General features: G+C 65.1%; 16 protein-coding genes. 8 read left to right on the forward strand and 8 right to left on the reverse strand.

Annotated features, from left to right (window positions below):
* Window positions 1-22: 22 nt before the first annotated feature.
* The 7 genes from BLT45_RS13475 to sucC all read right to left on the reverse strand — a co-directional run bounded on the left by BLT45_RS13475 (window position 23) and on the right by sucC (window position 8,788).
* Window positions 23-1,582, reverse strand: a complete 1,560-nt coding sequence (locus BLT45_RS13475) for a sulfotransferase family protein (protein ID WP_175455851.1) — start codon at window positions 1,580-1,582, stop codon at window positions 23-25.
* Window positions 1,583-1,659: 77 nt separating this feature from the next.
* Window positions 1,660-4,293 (reverse strand): TonB-dependent receptor plug domain-containing protein, encoded by a 2,634-nt coding sequence (locus BLT45_RS13480; RefSeq protein WP_093300928.1) that lies wholly within the window; start codon window positions 4,291-4,293, stop codon window positions 1,660-1,662.
* 327 nt (window positions 4,294-4,620) lie between these two features.
* Window positions 4,621-5,520 (reverse strand): DUF4097 family beta strand repeat-containing protein, encoded by a 900-nt coding sequence (locus BLT45_RS13485; protein WP_093300931.1) that lies wholly within the window; start codon window positions 5,518-5,520, stop codon window positions 4,621-4,623.
* Window positions 5,521-5,531: 11 nt separating this feature from the next.
* Complete coding sequence (locus BLT45_RS13490; protein WP_093300933.1) at window positions 5,532-6,011, reverse strand: hypothetical protein; 480 nt, start codon at window positions 6,009-6,011, stop codon at window positions 5,532-5,534.
* The gene (locus tag BLT45_RS13495; RefSeq protein WP_254771889.1) at window positions 6,008-6,583 is read right to left on the reverse strand and encodes an RNA polymerase sigma factor; all 576 of its coding nucleotides are present in this window, start codon (window positions 6,581-6,583) and stop codon (window positions 6,008-6,010) included. Before BLT45_RS13495 ends, BLT45_RS13490 begins: the two co-directional genes overlap by 4 nt.
* Window positions 6,584-6,712: 129 nt before the next feature.
* Window positions 6,713-7,591 carry a succinate--CoA ligase subunit alpha gene (sucD, locus tag BLT45_RS13500; protein WP_093300939.1) on the reverse strand — a complete coding sequence of 293 codons (879 nt, stop codon included), beginning with the start codon at window positions 7,589-7,591 and terminating at the stop codon, window positions 6,713-6,715.
* Window positions 7,592-7,618: 27 nt separating this feature from the next.
* Complete coding sequence (gene sucC, locus BLT45_RS13505) at window positions 7,619-8,788, reverse strand: ADP-forming succinate--CoA ligase subunit beta (protein WP_093300942.1); 1,170 nt, start codon at window positions 8,786-8,788, stop codon at window positions 7,619-7,621.
* Between the two features lie 200 nt (window positions 8,789-8,988).
* Between sucC and BLT45_RS13510 the strand changes: the two genes are divergently transcribed.
* The 8 genes from BLT45_RS13510 (at window position 8,989) to coaE (ending at window position 19,908) form a co-directional block, all read left to right on the forward strand.
* Window positions 8,989-10,611: a sensor histidine kinase gene (locus BLT45_RS13510; RefSeq protein ID WP_093300944.1), complete on the forward strand. Its 1,623-nt coding sequence runs from the start codon at window positions 8,989-8,991 to the stop codon at window positions 10,609-10,611.
* Window positions 10,612-10,692: 81 nt separating this feature from the next.
* Complete coding sequence (locus BLT45_RS13515) at window positions 10,693-12,093, forward strand: sigma-54-dependent transcriptional regulator (RefSeq protein ID WP_093300947.1); 1,401 nt, start codon at window positions 10,693-10,695, stop codon at window positions 12,091-12,093.
* Between the two features lie 464 nt (window positions 12,094-12,557).
* Window positions 12,558-12,980 (forward strand): pilin, encoded by a 423-nt coding sequence (locus tag BLT45_RS13520; protein ID WP_093300949.1) that lies wholly within the window; start codon window positions 12,558-12,560, stop codon window positions 12,978-12,980.
* A gap of 103 nt (window positions 12,981-13,083) precedes the next feature.
* Entirely contained in the window at window positions 13,084-15,009 is a 1,926-nt protein-coding gene (locus BLT45_RS13525; protein ID WP_175455852.1) for a hypothetical protein, read from the forward strand.
* A 241-nt stretch (window positions 15,010-15,250) separates the two neighbouring features.
* Window positions 15,251-16,990: a type IV-A pilus assembly ATPase PilB gene (gene pilB, locus BLT45_RS13530; RefSeq protein ID WP_093300954.1), complete on the forward strand. Its 1,740-nt coding sequence runs from the start codon at window positions 15,251-15,253 to the stop codon at window positions 16,988-16,990.
* A gap of 116 nt (window positions 16,991-17,106) precedes the next feature.
* Entirely contained in the window at window positions 17,107-18,363 is a 1,257-nt protein-coding gene (locus BLT45_RS13535; protein WP_093300957.1) for a type II secretion system F family protein, read from the forward strand.
* A gap of 9 nt (window positions 18,364-18,372) precedes the next feature.
* Window positions 18,373-19,236: a prepilin peptidase gene (locus tag BLT45_RS13540; protein WP_093300960.1), complete on the forward strand. Its 864-nt coding sequence runs from the start codon at window positions 18,373-18,375 to the stop codon at window positions 19,234-19,236.
* Window positions 19,237-19,287: 51 nt separating this feature from the next.
* On the forward strand, window positions 19,288-19,908 hold the full coding sequence (gene coaE, locus BLT45_RS13545; protein WP_093300963.1) for a dephospho-CoA kinase: 621 nt from the start codon (window positions 19,288-19,290) through the stop codon (window positions 19,906-19,908).
* Between the two features lie 10 nt (window positions 19,909-19,918).
* Here the strand turns inward: coaE and BLT45_RS13550 are convergent, their stop codons facing one another.
* Complete coding sequence (locus BLT45_RS13550; protein WP_093300966.1) at window positions 19,919-20,869, reverse strand: Nudix family hydrolase; 951 nt, start codon at window positions 20,867-20,869, stop codon at window positions 19,919-19,921.
* Between the last annotated feature and the right edge of the window lie 48 nt (window positions 20,870-20,917).

The raw sequence follows: 20,917 nt of genomic DNA on the forward strand, positions 1-20,917 counted from the left end.
GGCTCTCCGGGACTCGTTTGCTTCAGCGCAGCTCGTTGAGGAGCGGCTGCAAGTACTGTTCGTAGGGGGCCCACTTGGGGACTTCACGCGCGATCACTTTCTCGCGCACCTGCACTGCGCTGGCCGTAGCGACGCTCTTGCCCTGGGAATTGGGCTGCAGCATCTTGTCGGTGAACGGGAATCCACAGAAGTCCGCCACCTTCCGCATGGTCGCCTCGGTATTGCGCGTCAGGTCAGCGTAGGTGACGTCGAGTATCCGTCCCGGCAACACCTGGTGCCAATGGTCCATCAGGTCCCGGTACTGGTTGCTGTAGTCGGCCAGCTCCACCTGATCGTAGGAGTAAGGCGCGGCGTGCGCGAAGAGTTCGCGCAGGTTGGAAAAGCAGGTCTCCCTCGGGTCGCGCGACATGTGGATGACCTTCGCGTGCGGCATGGCCTGGCAGATGAAGCCCACGTTCATATGGTTGGGCGGCCACTTGTCCGTGATGTGCGTATGCCCGTCCAGACGCCAGGCCACACCCTCCATGTAGTTGCGGCCCAGTTCCCTGAAGTCGATGCCCGGAGCGCGCGCGACCGCGATCGGGTCGGTCGCGCTCGGGAAGTAGTGATCGGTCGCATAGCGGACGCGCGCCGCCATGTCGTGCAACTCGCCGGCATTGAACACGCCGGGATCGCCGCCCACGAGTTGTTCCAGAAGCGTGGTGCCGGAGCGGTACATGCCGACGACGAAGATCGGCGTGACGTCCGACGTGTAGCCCGGCGCATTCGCCTGAACCGGCATCTGCTTCAACTGGGCGAACAGGCGGTGCGTACCTTCCTTGTCGTACTTGTGCGCGGCGCGATGGATGCGATTCGCGGTCTCGAGCGCCGCAAACGCGCCGGCGACATCGCCCAGATCGTCGAGTTCCTTGTGCAGGGCGTAGTACAGCCGCGTCTTGTCGACGAGGCTGAGCGACGGCTTCAGCAGTGCGCGCCGGATGCCATCCACGTGATGCTTGTCCGCGCTCCACTTGCGCATCCAGGCCAGCACCCAGTAAGCGTTCGCGAAGCCAGGATCCATCCGCAGGCATTCCATGATGTCCGCTTCCGCATCATCGAAGCGGCCCAGGAACAGCTCCATCGTCGCCCGCGCGAGGCGGAGCGAAGGCATCTGCGGCTGCAGTTGCATGGCCCGGCTGACGAACTCGATGGCCAGGGCCTGGTCGCCCAGCCAGCTGAGCTGCGCGGAGACCAAGTGCAACGTCTTGGGATCGGCCATGCTGCGCAGGAACGGCGATGCATCGATGTAACCGCGCAGGGCAGCGGATTCCTCGAAGTGCCTGAGGCACAGCAGGACGCTGGGCACGAGTGCCGGATTGCCGACCGCGGACGACAGTGCACGCAGGGCGTAATCACGACCCTTCCGGTAATTGTCGTTCGCCCGCGCTTCGAAACTGGACAGATGCAACAACGCCTCGGCGTTGTCACCCTGCTCCAGGACCTTGCGGTAATGCTCCGTGGCTCCCGCCATGTCCTTGGCGGCGACCGCATGCCGCGCACGCGACAGCCATTCATCGATTTGCGGCATACCCACGCTTGTCATGTCGTACTTCTCACGCATTCTACACGTAAAAAAAAGGGGCCCCTGACGGGGCCCCTCCAAACTCGCCAGAACCGCTATTACCAGTTCTGGGTGTAGCGGAAGTAGATCTCGCGGCCGATACCGTAGTACAGGGCGCTCTGGTAGTACGGCGGGGTGAAGCCCAACTGGTCGAGGCGCGGCTTCTTGCCGGTCACGTTGGTGGCGCCCAGCGTGATACGGCCGTTCCACGGCGTCTTGTAGCTGGCCGACAGGTCATGCGTGATGTACGGCTTGTTGTCACCGCAGTTCGACAGCAGGTAGCCGAAGTCCACCACGTCCTGGCAGGTGTAGCCCAGATCGTTGACCAGGTAGTCCTCGGTGTACGAGACCGTCTGATCCATGCCGTTGATGGTCCATGCCAGCGAGAAGTCACCCTTCTCCCACTCGTTGACCAACGTGGCGCGCCACTGCGGAGCGTCGGTGGTGTTGATGTTGTCAACGGTGACCGAGTTCGGACCGCCCTGCTCGAACTTGTTGATCCAGCTGACGGCCAGGTTGTTACGCAGCGAACCGAAGGCGCCCAGGTCGAAGCGGAAGGCGGCGTTGAAATCGAAACCGTCGGTCTCGATGAAGCCTTCGTTGGCGTAACCGGCACGGACCTGCAGCAGCGCGTTGTTGGCCGGGTCACGAACGGAGTACAGGCTCGACGGCAGGAAGCCACCGTTGCGTTCGCGGTTGATGACCGTCTGCGCCGAGAAGAACCGGATCGAGTTGGTCAGTTCGATGTTGTAGTAATCGAGCTTCAGGCTGACCCAATCGGTCGGATCCCACACCACGCCGGCGCTCCACTGCTTGGAGTCTTCCGCCTGCAGATCCGGGGTGGCCACACGCAGGCCGTCGATCTGCAGCGTCGAGCCGAGAGGCTGGCCGTAAGCGGCGGCGGTATCCGGGTCGACCACGCTGTCGGCCGAGAACGCATCCTTGGAGTTCAGGATGGTCAGCGGCGGCGCGCGGAAACCTTCACCGTAGCTCGCGCGCAGGGTCAGGCTGTCGATCGGGTGGTAGCGGAACGAGATCTTCGGCACGAACGAGGTACCGAAGTCCGAGTACGTGTCGTAACGCGCGGCCAGGTCGACTTCGAACGTGCTGTGGAACGGCATCAGCCACTCGAAGTACGCCGAGGAGAAGTTGCGGCTGCCCGAGCTCGAGTTGCCCGACGAACCGCCGATGTTGCCGGCTTCCGACTGCGCATCGTACAGGTCAGCGAACTCCTGCTTGTGGTGCTCGGCACCGACGACCAGGCCCGAGGTGCCGCCCGGCAGCTCGAACAGGTCGAAGTTGGCGCTGGCGTAGACTTCGTCTTCCTTGAAGATGCCATCGCGGCCGATCGTGGCGCGCACGGCGTCCAGCACTTCCTGCGGGTTGCCGATCGGGTTGAAGATGTCGTACGTGCCGTCCTGGATCAGCGCGGTCGCGATCGGGATGTTGACGTAGTTGCGGCCCAGCGAGATGTACTTCGACTCGGCACGACGCAGACCGATGTCCACCGCCACCGTGTCGCTCACCTGCCAGTTGAAGCCCAGGTTGGTGTCGTAGGTGTTGGTGTCGTCGTAGTTGTCGCGCGGACCGACGGCGGCGAAGCGGTGCTTCAGCACCACGTCCTGGCCGGTGGTGTTGTTGGGGCTACCTGCCGGAATGAAGATACCGGAGTCGGCCAGCGTCGGTGCGAAGCGGCCGAAGCTGCTGACGCGGGTCACGCTGGAATTCAGGTAAACGGTCCAGTCGTCGTTGATCTGGTAATCGCCACGCAGGAACAGGCCCTTCTGCTCAAGCGACGCCGTGTCGGCTGCGACCAGGTTGTAATCGTAACGGCAGGTATCGACCGCCGGAGCGGTGTCGAACCAGAAACCCGGGTTCGTACAGCCACCCGGCACCGCGGAGATGATCTTGCCGGGCGAAACGCGGCCGGTGATCGGGTTGGTGGCCGGGGTGTAGTAGTTGTTGGCGTTGGACGACGGGCCGCGGCGGCCTTCCATCCACGGCAGGTCGCGGATGTAGGAGATGTCACGGTTGGCGTACGACACGCCACCCAGCATGCGGCCACGGTCACCCGAGATGCCGAACACGACCGAGCCGGACTCGGTGTCACCGCCGTACTGGGCCTGGCCCACGCCGATGGTGGCTTCGACGCCGTTGAAGTCCTTGCGGGTGATGATGTTGACCACGCCACCGATCGCGTCGGCGCCGTAGATGGCCGATGCGCCGTCGGTCAGGATCTCGACGCGCTCGACCGAGGCCAGCGGGATCGAGTTCAGGTCCGAACCGGCTTCGCTGAACTGCGGCGACAGCGGCAGACGGCGACCGTCGATCAGGATCAGGCTGCGACCGCCGCCCAGGCCACGCAGGCTCAGCTCGGACATGGACTGCGCCGAGGAACCGGACGCCGGCTTGTTCGAACCGAACGAGTTGAAGGTGGAGTTCTGCAGCAGGTCAGCCACCGTGGTCTTGCCGCTGACTTCGATGTCCTGACGCGAAATCACAGTAACCGGTAGCGCGCCTTCGATTTCCGCACGCTTGATGCGCGAACCCGTCACTTCGATGCGGTCGAGGGTCTTGGTGTCCGAGCTGGAGCTTTCGGCTTCCTGGGCGATCGCATTGCCGGTGGCCAGCGATGCTGCGCTGGCGAACAACGCAAATTGGATTGCGCTGGGCAGCTTCTTGAGGTTGGTCATTTAGAGGCTCTCTCTCCAAAGTTCAATAAACGGCCGAGACCTTGCGATCCCGGCCAATGGTTCAGACGCCAACGGCTGCGACTGGTGGTCGAAGGATAACGTAAATTTTACGGCGATGAAAAGAACTCGCTGATTTTCTGAGAAAAAAGCGTTTTTTCTTGTTCGTCAGTTACTTAGGAAACCGTTTCGTATGCAACTATGGTTGTTGCACCGCGCCACAACTCTTGGCGTGAGCCGGTACGTGTTACCGCCCCCTATTCATAAAAGAAGAACGGGACCGCGACTCCCGTCGCGATCCCGTCCCAGTGTGTTGCCGATGGGGCCAGGCTACTCGAGACGCACTTCCGCACTGCCGGAGAACGTCTCCACGCTGATGCGCGCGTTGCCATCGCCATAGCGTGTCGTGAAGCTGGAGCCGGGGCCGCGGCGCTTCTCGATGGTCACACCCGTCGCCTTCAGCGAGCCGCTGAAACTCTCGCCGCTGACCTGCGCAGACACATCCTTCGGCAGGCGCAGGATCAGGTCGCCGCTGACGGATTCCATGCTGATCTCGCCGGCCGGCGCCACGTCCGTGCTGACCTCGACGCGTCCGCTGACGGTGCTCGCGCCCAGGTCGCGCACCTTTTCACCGTTGACGATCACTTCGATGCGTCCCGAGACCGTTTCGGCATCGATCTCGCCGGCAAGCCGTCCACGCAGCAGGATGGAACCGCTGACCGTGGCGACGTCCACATCGTCGCTGTTGAGCGTCAACGTGGCGTTGCCGCTGACGGTCTCGACATCGGCCTTGCGCGGCGCCGCGGCGGCGATCACGCTGCCGCTCACCGTACTGATCGACAGTTCGCCGGAGCCGGTACCGGTGACATGCACGTCGGCGGCCACGGATTCGATATCGAGGTCCGCGCGCAGCGGCACCATCACCACCAGATCGGTCGGCCCGGTCTTCTCGCCGCCCCAGCCGTTGTTGCGCGGATAACGCACTTCGACGCTCACCTGCGGACCGGAACCGTCGATGTCCAGCTTCTCCACGCCCTTGCCCAGGGTGCCGGTGACCTGCACTTCGTTGCGCTCCCAACCGCGCACTTCGATGCGCCCCTTGAGGTTGCTGATGTCCACGCGTCCACGCGCATCCAGCGGGCGGGTTTCGTTGATGGCAGTCTGCGCGAGCGCTGCGGGTGCGAGCAGGGTCGCAGCCAGGATCAGGGAAAAGGAAAGGGTCGTACGCATGGGATAACTCCTCAGGTCATGGCCGCGCGCTGGGTCAGCGCCAGGCGGCGGGCGTAAGTGCGGCGCAACTGGTCCAGCAGGAAGCGCGCGTTGGGATCGGTGGCGATGGCGTGGCGGATCTCGGCGGCGCTTTCGTCCAATGCGTGCAGCGCGGAGCCGTACTCGGGCGATCCCTTCGCCTGCACATCCAACTGAGCCAGGGCGCCGGTGTAGTCGCGGGTCAGGGCGGCGGCTTCGCGCTGGATCACGGCGTCGCCCGTGGGGGCACGCTGCAGTTGCCAAGTCACGGTGACGGCCAGCAGCACCGAGGCGGCCAGCGCGAACGGCGCAAGCGGGCGTCGCTTCGGTGCCGGCACCTGGCGGGGTGCGGACGCCAGTCGCGCGGCGATGTCGGGCCACAGGTCGCGTGCCGGCGGCACGTCCTGGCGCAGCGCGCGCAGCTGCCAGCGCAGGGCGTCGTCGGACGGCTGAGTGGGATCGTGGGGGGTCATGCGTGTACTCCTAGGCGCTCGCGCAGCAAGTGCCGCGCTCGGTGCAGCTGGGCTTTCGAACTGCCCACCGCCATGCCCAGCTCGGCGGCGATCTCTTCATGCTTCCAGCCTTCGACGTCGTACAGGACGAGTACCGCGCGGGCGCGCGGCGGCAGGGTGGCGACCGCCCGCTCCAGGTCCATCGACAGGGCGGTGGTCTGCCCGGCGCTGTCGGCCAGGCCCAGGCCTTCGATGGCGTCCTCGTCTTCGTCGAAGCGGGGGCCGTTGCGGCGGCTGCGCAATTCCATCAGCGCGGTGTTGACCGCCAGCCGATGCAGCCAGGTGCTGAAGGCGCTCTCGAACCGGAAGGCCGGCAACGCCTGCCAGGCACGCACGAAGGCTTCCTGGGTCAGGTCCTCGGCGCGGACGCCGTGGAAGCCGACCAGGCGCTGGATCACGCCGTGCACGCGTCCGGCGTGGCGGCGGTAGAGCGCCTCGAACGCCTGCGTGTCGCCGCTGGCGGCGGACCGCGCCAGCGCGCTGTCCACGGCGGCGGCCGCGTCCGGTGAGGGGCTGTCGGCGATCGGTTCCATGACGGTTGCATTCAGCATACTGACTACGATGCCTGTTCGCGCGGAAAGGTTTAAGCCTGCCGATCGACCGGCCGGAAAAGCAGAAAGCCGCCCGGAGGCGGCTTTCCACATGGCCGATGGTGGCAGGCCTTACTTCTTCAGGCGGGCCGCGATGGCGGCACCCAGGTCGCCCGGCGAACGGACGGTGGTCACCCCCGCGGCTTCCATCGCCGCGAACTTGCCTTCCGCCGTGCCCTTGCCGCCGCTGGCGATGGCGCCGGCATGGCCCATGCGCTTGCCGGCCGGGGCGGACGCGCCGGCGATGAAGCCGACGACCGGCTTCTTCACGTACTGCTTGATGTACTCGGCGCCGGCTTCCTCGGCGTCGCCGCCGATCTCGCCGACCATGATGATGCCTTCGGTCTGCGGGTCTTCGTTGAACAGCTTGAGGCAGTCGACGAAGTTCAGGCCGTTGATCGGGTCGCCGCCGATGCCGATGCAGGTCGACTGGCCCAGGCCCACTTCGGTGGTCTGCTTGACCGCTTCATAGGTCAGCGTGCCCGAGCGCGACACGATGCCGATCTTGCCCGGCATGTGGATGTGGCCCGGCATGATGCCGATCTTGCACTCGCCCGGCGTGATCACGCCCGGGCAGTTCGGGCCGACCAGCACGGTGTCCAGATGGGCGCGGGTCAGCACGTTCTTGACGCGCAGCATGTCCAGCACCGGGATGCCCTCGGTGATGCAGACGATGACCTTGATGCCGGCCGCAGCCGCTTCGAGGATCGCATCGGCCGCGAACGGCGGCGGGACGTAGATGACCGAGGCGTCGGCGCCGGTGCTCTTGACGGCATCGGCGACGGTGTCGAACACCGGCAGGTCGATGTGGGTCGTGCCGCCCTTGCCGGGGGTCACGCCGCCGACCACCTGGGTGCCGTACTCGATCATCTGGGTGGCGTGGAAGGTGCCCTGCTGGCCGGTGAAGCCCTGCACGATCACCTTCGTGTTTTTGTTGATCAAAACGCTCATGGAAGATTCCTGATTCGGTGACGTGGGTTAAGCGGCGTTCTTGACCGCTTCAACGACCTTCTTGGCGCCGTCGTTGATGTTGTCGGCCGGGATGATGGCCATGCCGCTGTCGCGCAGCAGCTGCTTGCCTTCTTCCACGTTGGTGCCTTCCAGGCGCACGACCACCGGAACCTTGACGCCCACTTCCTTCACCGCGGCGATGATGCCCTCGGCGATCATGTCGCAGCGGACGATGCCGCCGAAGATGTTGACGAAGATGCCCTCGACCTTGTCCGAGGACAGGATCAGCTTGAAGGCCTCGATCACGCGCTGCTTGTTGGCGCCGCCGCCCACGTCGAGGAAGTTCGCCGGCTCGCCACCGTTGAGCTTGATGACGTCCATCGTGGCCATCGCCAGGCCTGCGCCGTTGACCATGCAGCCGATGTTGCCGTCCATGGTCACGTAGTTGATGTCCAGCTCCGAAGCCGTCACTTCGGTCTCGTCTTCCTGGCTCTTGTCGCGCATCGCGACCAGGGCCTTCTGGCGGAAGTTGGCGTTGTCGTCGCTATTGAACTTGCCGTCCAGCGCGTACAGGTTGCCGTCGTCGAGGATCGCGAGCGGGTTGATCTCGACCAGCGCCAGGTCCTTCTCGTTGAAGATGCGGTACAGGTTCACCATGATGTTGGCGAACTGGCCGGCCTGTTTGGCGGTCAGGCCCATCTTGAAGCCGAACTCGCGGCCCTGGTAACCCTGCACGCCCTCGACGAAGTCGACGTTGAGCGTGTGGATCTTGTCCGGCGTCTCGGCCGCCACCTGTTCGATCTCCATGCCGCCTTCGGACGAGGCGATATAGGTGATGGTCTTGGTGCCGCGGTCGACGAGCACCGACAGATAGAGCTCCTTGACGATCTCGCCGGCGGTGGTCACCAGCACCAGGTTGACCGGCAGTTCGACGCCGGCGGTCTGGTAGGTGGCCATCTTGGTGCCGAGCATCTTGGCGGCAGCCGCCTTCACGTCGTCGGTGGTCTTGCAGAACTTGACGCCGCCGGCCTTGCCGCGGCCGCCTGCGTGGATCTGGGCCTTGACCATCCAGGGGCCATTGCCAAGGGACTGGGCGGCCGCGACCGCTTCATCCGCCGTGGACGCGACTTTGCCGGCCGGGACCGGGATGCCGTACTCGGCCAGCAGCTGCTTGGACTGATATTCGTGGAAATTCATGTGTCACCGTGGGAAGGGAACAGAAGACACCGCCCGGGGCCGGGGCCAGGGGCAGCGGCGTGGGCAAGCCCCCTATTGTCGCTGACCGGAGCGGGGGGCGCAAAACCTCGGGTCTAAGCCTTTGGTGGAAAAGGACAAGCTGGGCCAAGCAGGGGCGGTCGTGCCTATACTGTGAGCCTCGCTACAGGGGAAGTACGCGTTTGCGCCAGGCCCAGTCGCTGCTGTCCCGCATTGAATCGGTACCGCGCCGCGAGCTGTACTTCTTCGCGCTGTACCGTCTGCTGGAGGCCGGGATCCTGGCGGCGTTGCTGTTCAGCCCCGTGGGCGAAGTCCTCGGACGGCCGCGCCATGCCGAACTCGGTACCGTTGTCACCATCGCCTACCTTGTCCTGGCCCTGGTCCTGTTCTTCGTCGGCCGCAACGTCGGCTGGCTGACCTCGATCGTCTTCGCCAGCGTCTGCATCGATATCACGGCCGCCACCCTGGCCACCCACGCCCTGCCAGGCGCCACCGCCGGCATTGCGATGATGTTGCTGTTTAACGTGTCGGCGGCGGCGCTGCTACTGCCCTCCACGCGGATGGCCCTGCTGGTGGGACTGATCGCCATCGCGGCGCTGTTCGGCGAGTATTTCTTCACGACGGTCCACGACAGCACCACCAGCCGTTCGGTGGCGGAAGTCATCATGTTCGCGGTCAGTTACCTGGCGCTCGCCTACCTGGCGCACCAGGCCGGGCTGAAGGCGCGCGCCAGCCAGGCGCTGGCGGACAAGCGCGGCGAGGAAGTCGCCAACCTGTTCGAAGTCAACGAACTGATCATCCGGCGCATGCGCACCGGCGTACTGGTGGTGGATGCGGACAATCACATCAAGCTCGCCAACGAAGCGGCCAGCCTGTTGCTGGGCGACAGCGCCGACGGCCAGGGCGCGGACGGCAAGGGGATTTCGCTGCTGCACGCGGCGCCCGAACTCGCACGCCGCCTGCAGCGCTGGCGCAACGGGTGGCAGACGGACGAATCGCCGATGCAGCTCTCGCCCGAGCAGCCCGAAGTCCAGCCCCGCTTCGCCCGCCTCCTCGCCGACAGCGAGACCTCGCTGGTCTTCCTGGACGATGCCACCGTGGTGTCGCGCCGGGCCGAATCGCTGACCCTCGCCGCCCTCGGTCGCTTTTCCGCCAGCCTCGCCCACGAGATCCGCAACCCGCTGGCCGCCATCAACTATGCGGTGCAGCTGCTGGAGGAATCCCAGCAGGTCAACGACGGCGACCGACGGCTGTTGCAGATCATCCACCAGCAGTGCCAGCGCACGAACGGCATCGTAGAGAGCGTGCTGGGCCTGGCCCGCCGCGAACGGGCCACCCCGGAGCATGTGGACCTCAATACCTTTGCCCGCCGCTTCGTGGACGAGTACCAGCAAACATTGTCGATCGAGACCGATACGCTGGAGCCGATCATCGGGGCCCGCCCGGTCCCTGCCCTGGTCGACCCCCGCCACCTGCAGCAGGTGGTCACGGTGCTGGTGCAGAACGCGCTCAACTACGGCCGCCTGCCGGGCGAGTCGGCACGCGTGCGCCTGAGGGTCTTCAGCGCGGAAGGGCGCCCCACCATCGATGTGATGGACCGGGGGCCGGGCATTCCGGACGCCGTGGTCGCGCAGTTGTTCCGCCCTTTCTTCACCACGTCCGAGCACGGTACCGGCCTGGGCCTGTACATCGCGCGCGAGCTCTGCCGGGCCAACCAGGCCACGCTGGAGTACGTACCCGTCCCCGGCGGCGGCAGCTGCTTCCGCATCACCCTGCCCGGTCCGCATGCCCTGCTGCCCGCCTGAGGACGAGGCTCCCGGGGCGCTCGCCTATCATGATCAACATTCAGCCGTTACACTGGCCGCACAGGGGCATGAGGGGGATGCATGAATCAAAGCCGTAGCGCCCTGATCGTCGACGACGAACGCGACATCCGTGAACTGCTGACGCTGACGCTGGGCCGCATGGGCCTGCGCATCGACACCGCGGCCAACGTGGGCGAAGCCCGCGAACTGCTGGCCCGCAACACCTACGATCTCTGCTTCACCGACATGCGCCTGCCCGACGGCAACGGCATCGACCTGGTCGGCGAGATCTCGCGCAACTATCCGAATACGCCGGTGGCGATGATCACCGCCTTCGGCAACATCGAACTGGCGGTCGAAGCGCTGAAGGCCGGCGCCTTCGACTTCGTCAGCAAGCCGGTGGACCTGGCCGTGCTGCGCGGGCTGGTGAAGCACGCGCTCGAGCTCAACAACGCCGAACGCGCGCCGCCGCCGCCGCCGCCGCCGGAACAGGCCAGCCGCCTGCTGGGCAACTCCGCCGCCATGGCCTCGCTGCGCGAAACCATCGGCAAGGTCGCCCGCAGCCAGGCGCCGGTCTACATCATGGGCGAGTCCGGCACCGGCAAGGAGCTGGTCGCCCGCACCATCCACGAGCAGGGCGCCCGCGCCTCCGGTCCGTTCGTGCCGGTGAACTGCGGCGCCATCCCCGCCGAGCTGATGGAAAGCGAGTTCTTCGGCCACAAGAAAGGCAGCTTCACCGGCGCCCACGCCGACAAGCAGGGCCTGTTCCAGGCCGCCAACGGCGGCACCCTCTTCCTCGATGAGGTCGCCGAGCTGCCGCTGCCGATGCAGGTCAAACTGCTGCGCGCCATCCAGGAGAAGGCCATCCGTCCGGTGGGCGCCTCCGGCGAGGTGCAAGTGGACGTGCGCATCCTGTCGGCCACCCACAAGGATCTGGGCGAACTGGCCGCAGACGGCCGCTTCCGCCATGACCTGTATTACCGCATCAACGTGATCGAGCTGCGGGTCCCGCCGCTGCGCGAACGCACCGGCGACCTGGCCCAGCTGACCACCGCCATCCTCGAACGCCTGGCCAACCAGCATGGGCGGATGTCGCCCTCAGTGTCGCCGGAAGCCATGGAGGCCCTGGGCCGCTACGCCTTCCCGGGCAACGTGCGCGAACTGGAGAACATCCTGGAGCGCGCCCTGGCCATGTCCGAAGGCCACAGCATCGAGATCGACGACCTGTACCTGCCCCAGGCCCCGGCTGGCAAGAAATTCGGCGGCGATTTCAGTCCGGGCGAAGTGGTGCGCGACGTGCCTGGCGCCGTCGACGTGGACCCGGCCGCTGGCGCCCTGCCCGACTACATCGAGCAGCTCGAACGTGCCGCCATCCAGAAAGCGCTGGAAGAAAACCGCTGGAACAAGACCAAGGCCGCCGCCCAGCTGGGCATCACGTTCCGTGCGCTGCGGTATAAGTTGAAGAAGCTGGGGATGGAGTAGAGCCCGCGCCGACAGCCCGAGTGCTTCCGCCGGAGAACCGTCGCGGCGGGCCGGCGATCCGTGGAAGGCCTCCACGCGAAGGACCTTGGGAGTGTCGGGATCGAACCGCATGGCCCCCCAACGTCACAATGTGACGTATCGCGTCACACGGCCGTTTCCGTGCCAGTGCTTTGACGCCAATCACCGGCGCTACGGCAATGTTTGAATCTGTGATCGCGCCCCGGAATGACCGGCTTTCCCGATACACATCGTCATTAAATGATGCGATAGTCGCCCCCGACTTCGGCGTCAGGGTTCCATACCGGGGAAGGTTTGGGGGAACCGCTGGGGGCACTGAAAGTTGGCACACATCCTGCTCCATCCTCCTAGCACGTGCAGCCGTATGCGCGGCGCCCACGGTCCACGCTAGGGACACGGGGTTGTGTGTCCCTACCATCCAAGCCAATCCTGAAAGGGGAATTGTTATGAAGAAGAACATGCAGGGCTTCACCCTGATCGAACTGATGATCGTCATCGCCATCCTGGGCATCCTGCTGGCCATCGCGATTCCGGCCTATCAGGACTACCTGGCCCGCGCTCGCGCTGCCGAAGGCCTGAACATGGCCGCCCCGGCCAAGCTGGCCGTGTCGGAAGCCACTCTCGCCAGCACCAACGGCTTGACCTTCCCGACCACTAATGCGCTCGCCGGCTATACGGAAGCCACCTCGACGTACGTCGCGTCAATCCAGGTTGGCGGCGCGGGCGTGATCACCGTGACCACGCGGGACACCGGTTGCCCCGGTGGCGGCGCCCAGGTGTTCACGCTGACGCCGACCGTGGACGCTGGCAAGGTCGGCTGGCGCTGCACGGCGAGCAACGACGCCTGTGCGCCGGCCAGCTGCCGCTGATCCGACACATCGTCAGAAGAACCCCGGCACATGCCGGGGTTTTTTTTTCTTCCGCCTTGTGAGCCGCATGCCCATCCGACGCGAACCAACGACTTGGCTGTTCTTGACCGCACTGCTAGTGACGGCATGCCTGTATTGGCCCGGCCTTAACGGGCCCTTCCTGTTCGATGACCGCTTTAACTTCACCGTCATCCAGGAATGGCTGCGTGGCGAGGCGTCGCTGCAGAAGGCCATCTTCGGCCACCAGTCCCTGGCATGGAGCCGCCCCGTCGCAATGGCTAGCTTCGTCGCCAATGCCGCAGTGGGTGGCGATTCTTCTTTCTACTTCAAACTGGGCAACCTGCTCGTGCATCTAGTGTGCGGCACACTGGTCTGGCGGCTCTGCTTACGCCTCACGGCTCTCGATCCACGCCTTGCCCAGCTTGGTCGTTGGCCGGCACTGGCGATCACCGCCATCTGGCTGCTCCATCCCCTACATGTGAGTACGGTGCTCTACGCCGTGCAACGCATGGCCCAGCTCAGCAGTCTTTTTTGCTTGGCGGCCGTGCTGGTTTATCTGCGTGCGAGGTCTGGCCTGCAGCAACGCCAGCCCCTCAGCGCGACGATCCTCAACCTATATTTGAGCTTCCCGCTTCTGACCTTGCTCGGCGTCTTGAGCAAGCAAAACGCCGCCGTCGCACCGGCGTTGTGCCTCATGCTGGAATGGGCTTACTTCCAACGCGACCGCCTGCAATGGCGCGTGTTGGCGCCGTTCTACGGGATCTTCCTGATACTGCCAGCCTTGGCTTTGTTTGCGCTGTTGTTATGGAAGCCACACGCCATCTTGGCGGGCTACGAAGACTACGACTTCTCGCTCGCACAGCGACTACTAACCGAGGCGCGTGTCTTAATGGACTATCTCGGGCAAATTGTCGTGCCGCGTGCGCCTCTGATGGGGCTCTATACGGATGATTTCCCGATTTCCACCGGATTGCTTTCTCCAACTACGACGCTGCTGAGCGTGTTCGGACTAGCGGGTATAAGCATTTGCGCCTGGTGGATGCGCGAGCGTTCACCGACCGTATTCGCCGGCTGGTTCTTCTTCCTACTAGCCCACGTCATTGAGTCAAGCTTCCTGCCGCTGGACATCTACTTCGAACATCGTAACTACTTGCCAATGGTGGGCATACTGCTCGCGTTGACGGGAATCGCAGCACCATGGCTGCGCGAGTTACCCACGAATGTACTGCGGCCGCAGCAGCTGGCGTGGTTGGGCATGGGCGCACTCGTGCTGGCCCTTGGCTTCGCCACCTTTGGCAGGGTACTTGTCTGGCAGAGCAAGGATACGATCATCGCCCAGGGATTGCGATTTCATCCTGACTCCCTGAGAGCGCAGTTGGCGGAAGCCGGGGCTGCTGATGACAGGGGTGATCGGACCACTTATCGACGGATTATGGAGCGACTTAGCGCCAGCGAAGCACCCACGCCTCGCTTGGTGGGGTCGTTGTATCTATTGGCCATGTCATGCAGGCAAGATTCGTTGCCTGACCTCCGGTTGCTCCATCGGGCCGCTACCACGCGGCTGGAGCGCATCACTTTCACCGAGACCCATGCCTTCAACGTGCTGGCCCTCTCGAGTGAAAAGGGCTGCGGGCCGATATCCCAGCGCATGCTCGCTGATACCGTGACTCAGATCGCGGATGGCGCCACCGATCAGTCAGCTGATCGGCAACCGCAATGGTTGACCAGATTCGCCGCAGCAAATCTGTACGTTCGCGCTCAAGCATGGGATGAAGCGCTTCGGCAGGCCCAATTGTCGTGGCAGCCGGGTGCGGATCCGGGGATGGGAGCACTACTGATCCAACTTTATGCCCGCGAGGGCGATTTGGCGGCCGCCAGGCGCACGGCAGCGGAGACTGGCTCCCGCCTCAAATGCCACGACGACGCCAACCTGAGGAATCTGGGTAAGGTATGGGAAGCTGTCAGCCAGAGTGTACCTGCAGGTTCGGTGGACCCTTCACCGCCTGCGTTCTCCTGCAGGCGCTTGTAGGACACGCGTATTCATAACGTTCGGCTAGCGGCGTGCGACTGGTTCATCGCTCAAGGCGGAATAGCATGGCACCCCTAAGAAACCGGGGTGGCGGTCGGCCTTTCAGCGCAGGAGACCTATCCGTTCAGTGAGATTGGCGAGTAATCTCAACGATCGTGGGTCACACCCATGTCCACAATGATGAGGCCGCAGCTGGCCCGCTATTTGCATGATCGTCGGATAGGACACGAGAGAGCTGCTTATGAATGCTGTTGCCACCCCCAATCTCGTCGGCATCACCGGCATCGCCCGTCGTTTGGTGCAGGACGGCGCTATGGAAGAAGCCACCGCGCGCAGCGCCATGGCCAATGCCACCGAGGCGAAAGTGCCGCTGGCCCAGTGGGTGGCGGAGAAACGCCTGGTAACGCCGGCCCACCTCGCCGCCGCCAACGCGGTCGAGTTCGGCATGCCGCTGATCGACGTCACCAGCTTTGATCCCGCGCACCACGCCTTGAAGCTGGTCAGCGAGGAGCTGATCCAGAAGCACCAGGTGCTGCCGTTGTTCAAGCGGGGCGGAAAGCTGTTCGTCGGCACCAGCAATCCCACCCAGACGGCGGCGCTGACCGAGATCCAGTTCCACACCAACCTCGTGGTGGAGCCCATCCTGGTCGACGAGGACCAGCTGCGCCGCACCCTCGACCAATGGCTGAACGCCGCGAGCAACCTGTCCAGCAACTTTGGAAGCGGCGACGACGACGACGGACTCGACAACCTGGAAGTCGGGACCGACGACGACATGGGGGCCGGTGCCGACAGCGCCGTCGACGCCAAGGGCGACGATACGCCGGTCGTCAAGTTCGTCAACAAGATCCTGGTAGACGCGATCAAGCGCGGCGCGTCGGACATCCACTTCGAGCCCTACGAAACCGACTACCGGGTACGCCTGCGCATCGACGGCATCCTCAAGCAGGTGGCCAAGGCGCCGGTGAAGCTGAGCCAGCGCATCGCCGCACGTCTGAAGGTGATGTCCCAGCTGGATATCGCCGAGAAGCGGGTGCCGCAGGACGGACGCATCAAGCTGAACCTGTCGAAGACCAAGCAGATCGACTTCCGCGTCAGCACCCTGCCCACGCTGTTCGGCGAGAAGATCGTGCTGCGTATCCTCGACGGCAGCGCGGCCAAGCTGGGCATCGACAAGCTCGGCTACGAGCCGGACCAGCAGAAGCTGTTCGAGGACGCGATCCAGAAGCCCTACGGCATGGTGCTGGTCACCGGCCCCACCGGCTCGGGCAAGACGGTGTCGCTGTATACGGCGCTGGGCATCCTGAACGACGAGGTCCGCAACATCTCCACCGTCGAAGATCCGGTGGAAATCCGCCTGCCCGGCGTCAACCAGGTACAGCAGAACACCAAGCGCGGCATGACCTTCGCCGCCGCCCTGCGCAGCTTCCTTCGCCAGGACCCGGACATCATCATGGTAGGCGAAATCCGCGACCTGGAAACCGCCGAGATCGCCATCAAGGCCGCGCAGACCGGCCACATGGTGCTGTCCACCCTGCACACCAACGATGCGCCCCAGACGATCGCCCGCCTGATGAACATGGGCATAGCGCCCTACAACATCACCAGCTCGGTGACCCTGGTGATCGCCCAGCGCCTGGCCCGCCGCCTGTGCCCCAAGTGCAAGAAGCCGGTCGAATTGCCGCAAAAGGCGCTGCTGGCGGAAGGTTTCTCCGAGGCGGAGATCCAGGCCGGCTTCACCCTGTACGACGCCGTCGGCTGCGACGAATGCACCGAGGGCTACAAAGGCCGCACCGGCATCTATCAAGTGATGCCGATGTCGGACGAGATCCAGGCCATCGTGCTGGAGGGTGGCAACGCCATGCAGATCGCCGCGGTGGCCCAGCAGGCCGGCATCCGCGACCTTCGCCAGTCCGCCCTGATGAAAGTCCGCAATGGCGTCACCAGCCTGGCCGAGATCAATCGCGTCACCAAGGACTGACCGGCGCTGCGCAAACCCTGCCCCCCGTCACACGGGGGGTGCTTCCCTCCAGCCGATAACCGGCTACCATGGACGGAGACAGTCCGGGTGGGGAAAGCCGGACAGGGGAAAACCGTATGGCCGTCACCCGTTCCGCCATCAAGAAAGCACCCACGCCGGTTCGCGAGAACCCGCTGAGCCTGTTCGTCTGGGAAGGCACCGACAAGCGCGGCGTCAAGATGAAGGGCGAGCAGCCCTCCAAGAACGCCAACTTCTTGCGCGCCGAATTGCGCAAGCAGGGCATCACGCCCAATGTGGTCAAGGTCAAACCCAAGCCGCTGTTCGGGTCGGCGGGCAAGCCTGTCACCCCGAAGGAAATCGCGTTCTTCAGCCGCCAGCTGGCCACGATGATGAAGTCCGGCGTGCCGATCGTCGGATCGCTGGAGATCATCGAGGGCGGACAGAAGAACGTCCGCATGAAGAAGATGGTCGAGCAGATCCGCTACGACATCGAAAGCGGCTCGTCCCTGTCCGAGGCCATCAGCAAGCACCCGGTGCAGTTCGACGAGCTGTATCGCAACCTGGTCCGCGCCGGCGAAAGCGCAGGCGTGCTGGAGACGGTGCTAGACACCATCGCCAGCTACAAGGAAAACCTGGAAGCGCTGAAGGGCAAGATCAAGAAGGCGCTGTTCTACCCGGCCGTCGTGATCGCGGTCGCGCTGCTGGTCAGCGCCATCCTGCTGATCTTCGTGGTGCCCCAGTTCGAAGCGGTGTTCAAGCAGTTCGGCGCCGACCTGCCGGCCTTCACCAAGATCATCGTGGGCGCCTCGCGCTTCATGGTGTCGAACTGGTACATCGTATTCGGCGTGGTGTTCGCCGCAATCTTCGGTTTCATCTTCTTCAAGAAGCGCTCGCTGGCGTTCCAGCACTTCCTGGACCGGATCGTCCTCAAGCTACCGGTGATCGGCCAGATCATGCACAACTCGGCCATCGCCCGCTTCGCGCGGACGCTGGCGGTGACCTTCAAGGCCGGCGTGCCGCTGGTGGAGGCGCTGGAAACGGTGGCAGGCTCCACCGGCAACACGGTGTACGAGAAGGCCGTGTTCCGCGTGCGCGACGACGTATCCGTGGGTTATCCGCTGAATATGTCGATGAAACAGGTGAACCTGTTCCCGCACATGGTCATCCAGATGACGGCCATCGGTGAAGAAGCCGGCGCCCTGGACGCGATGCTGTTCAAGGTGGCCGAATACTACGAGCAGGAGGTCAACAACGCGGTGGATGCGTTGTCGAGCCTGATCGAGCCCTTCATCATGATCTTCATCGGCGGCATCATCGGCGCGATGGTCATCGGTATGTACCTGCCGATCTTCAAGCTCGCGGCGACGATGTAAGCTGGTTCGATGGCATTCCTGGATCAGCACCCCGAACTGGGGTATCCCGTGGTGGCGGGCCTCGGCCTGCTGGTGGGCAGTTTCCTCAACGTCGTCATCCTGCGGCTGCCCCGGCGGCTGGAGTGGGAGTGGAAGCGCGACGCCCGTGAAGTGCTCGAAGAGCCCGAGATCTACGATCCGCCCCCGCCGGGGATCGTGGTGGAGCGCTCGCACTGCCCGCATTGCAAGACGCCGCTGTCCTGGTACGAGAACATCCCGCTGTTCAGCTGGCTGGCGCTGCGCGGCAAGTGCCGCCACTGCAAGGCGCCCATTTCGCCGCAGTACCCGTTGGTCGAGCTGCTGACCGCCTTGCTGGCGGTGGCATCGGTGTGGCGGTTCGGGTTCGGCTGGCAGGGCTTCGGCGCCGCGCTGTTCAGCTGCTATCTGGTGGCCCTGAGCGGCATCGATCTCCGCACCCGCCTCCTGCCCGACCAGCTCACCCTGCCATTGATGTGGCTTGGCCTGATCGGCAGCCTGGACAACCTGTACATGCCGGCCAAGCCTGCGCTGCTGGGCGCCATCGCCGGCTATGTCTCGCTGTGGCTGGTGTGGTGGCTGTTCAAGCAGGTGACCGGCAAGGAAGGTATGGGCCGGGGCGACTTCAAGCTGCTGGCGGCGATCGGCGCCTGGGTCGGGCTCAACGGCGTGCTGCCCACGATCCTGCTCTCGTCCGTCGTCGGTGCCGTGATCGGCTCGGCATGGTTGGGCCTCAAGGGCCGCGACCGCGCCACGCCGATCCCGTTCGGCCCCTATCTGGCCATCGCCGGCTGGATCTCCTTCTTCTGGGGCCCGCAGATCATCGACGCCTACCTGCGCTTCGCCGGCCTGAAGTAATCCAGTCAGCCGGATACCGCAGGTGCGCCGCTCACGCTCCATAATCGGCGCATGAGTCACTATTTCATCGGCCTGACCGGCGGGATCGCGTCGGGCAAGAGCGCACTCGAGAAAGCCTTCGCGGCCCGCGGCATCACCGTGGCGGATGCCGATCTGCTGGCGCGTGCCGTGGTCGAACCCGGTGAGCCTGCTCTGGCCGCGGTGGTGGCGCAGTTCGGCGATGGCGTGCTGCAGGCGGATGGCCGGCTGGACCGGACCGCGCTGCGGGTCCGCGTCTTCAACGACGACGATGCGCGCCGCGCGCTGGAAGCCATCCTGCATCCCGCCATCCGCACCCGGCTGCAGGCCATCTGCGTCGCGGCGCCGAGCCCCTATGCGATCGCGATGGTGCCCCTGCTGACGGAGGGCGGCGGGCGCTCGGCCTATCCCTGGCTGCATCGCATCCTCGTCGTGGACGCGCCTGCGGAGGTCCAGCGCGCGCGACTGATGCAACGCGACGGCATCGATGCCGCGCTGGCCGAGCGGATGATGGCGGCCCAGGCCACGCGGGCCGAACGGCTGGCGATCGCCGACGACATCGTCGTCAACGATGGCGACCTCGACCGGCTGGTGCGGGCAGCGGACGCGCTGCATGCGCGTTACCTGGCGTTGGCAGCCGCGACAGCCGCCTGATCCCGGTCGCTTACGCGGCCGGCCAGAGTCCCCGGATCGCTGCGATGCCCTGCGCGCCCTGCTGGCGGGCAGAGGGAATGTCGGCCGCCTGCAGGCCTCCGATCGCGTACATGGGCAGCGAGACGTTCTCACGCAGGCCCGCGAAGCCCGGCCAACCCAGGGGATCGCCACCGGGGTGCGTTTCGGTCGGAAACACGCTGCCGACGACCGCGAAGTCGCATGCGAGCGCCTCTGCCTGGCGCAGTTCTGCAGCCGTGTGGCAGGACGCGGCGACGAGCGTGTCTTCGGGCAACGGCCGGAACACGAGATCGGCGAGCTGGGATGCGCGCAGGTGGACACCCACGCCGAGCGTGCGCGCCAGGTCGATGTCGCCGTTGAGCAGCACCTCCGCACCGGCTGCCTGGCAGCGCGCCACGGCCTGGCGGGCCAGCGACTCCCAGGCATCGCCTGACAGGCTGCGCGCGCGGACCTGCACGCGGCGGACGCCCTGCGCGAGCGCGCGCCCCAACGACGTCAGCCAGGCGGCGACGTCCGTCGGCTCCGGCGTGACCAGATACCGGTCCGGGTGCAGCAGCGCGGCGACGACCGGGCGGTCCGCAGGCGGCATGGCATAGCGCATCAGCTTGTCTGGGGCGACCCAGGCCAGCGCTTGTCCCTCATGTCCGCGGGGCGTGCCTTTCCAGCCGGTCAGATGGCGGACTTCGAGTCTCAGCCGCTTGTCCGGATACTGCTGCGGCACGCTGATGAGGTGTTCGCCGACCTGGGCTTCGATACCCAGCTCTTCGCGCAGCTCGCGCACCAGCGCGTCCTCCGGACTCTCCCCCGGCTCGCGCTTGCCGCCGGGAAACTCCCACCGTCCCGCCAGGTCCCGGCCTTCGGTGCGCCGGGCCAGCAGGATCCGCCCGCGGGCGTCGGTGATGACGGCGGCCATGACGTGGATCGAGCGCAGCGGGGTCAGCATGCGCAGAGAGTGCCGGGAACCGGCAGGTAGACGCAAATATCGCCGTGC

The organism is Pseudoxanthomonas sp. CF385 (assembly GCF_900104255.1).
GTDB lineage: Bacteria > Pseudomonadota > Gammaproteobacteria > Xanthomonadales > Xanthomonadaceae > Pseudoxanthomonas_A.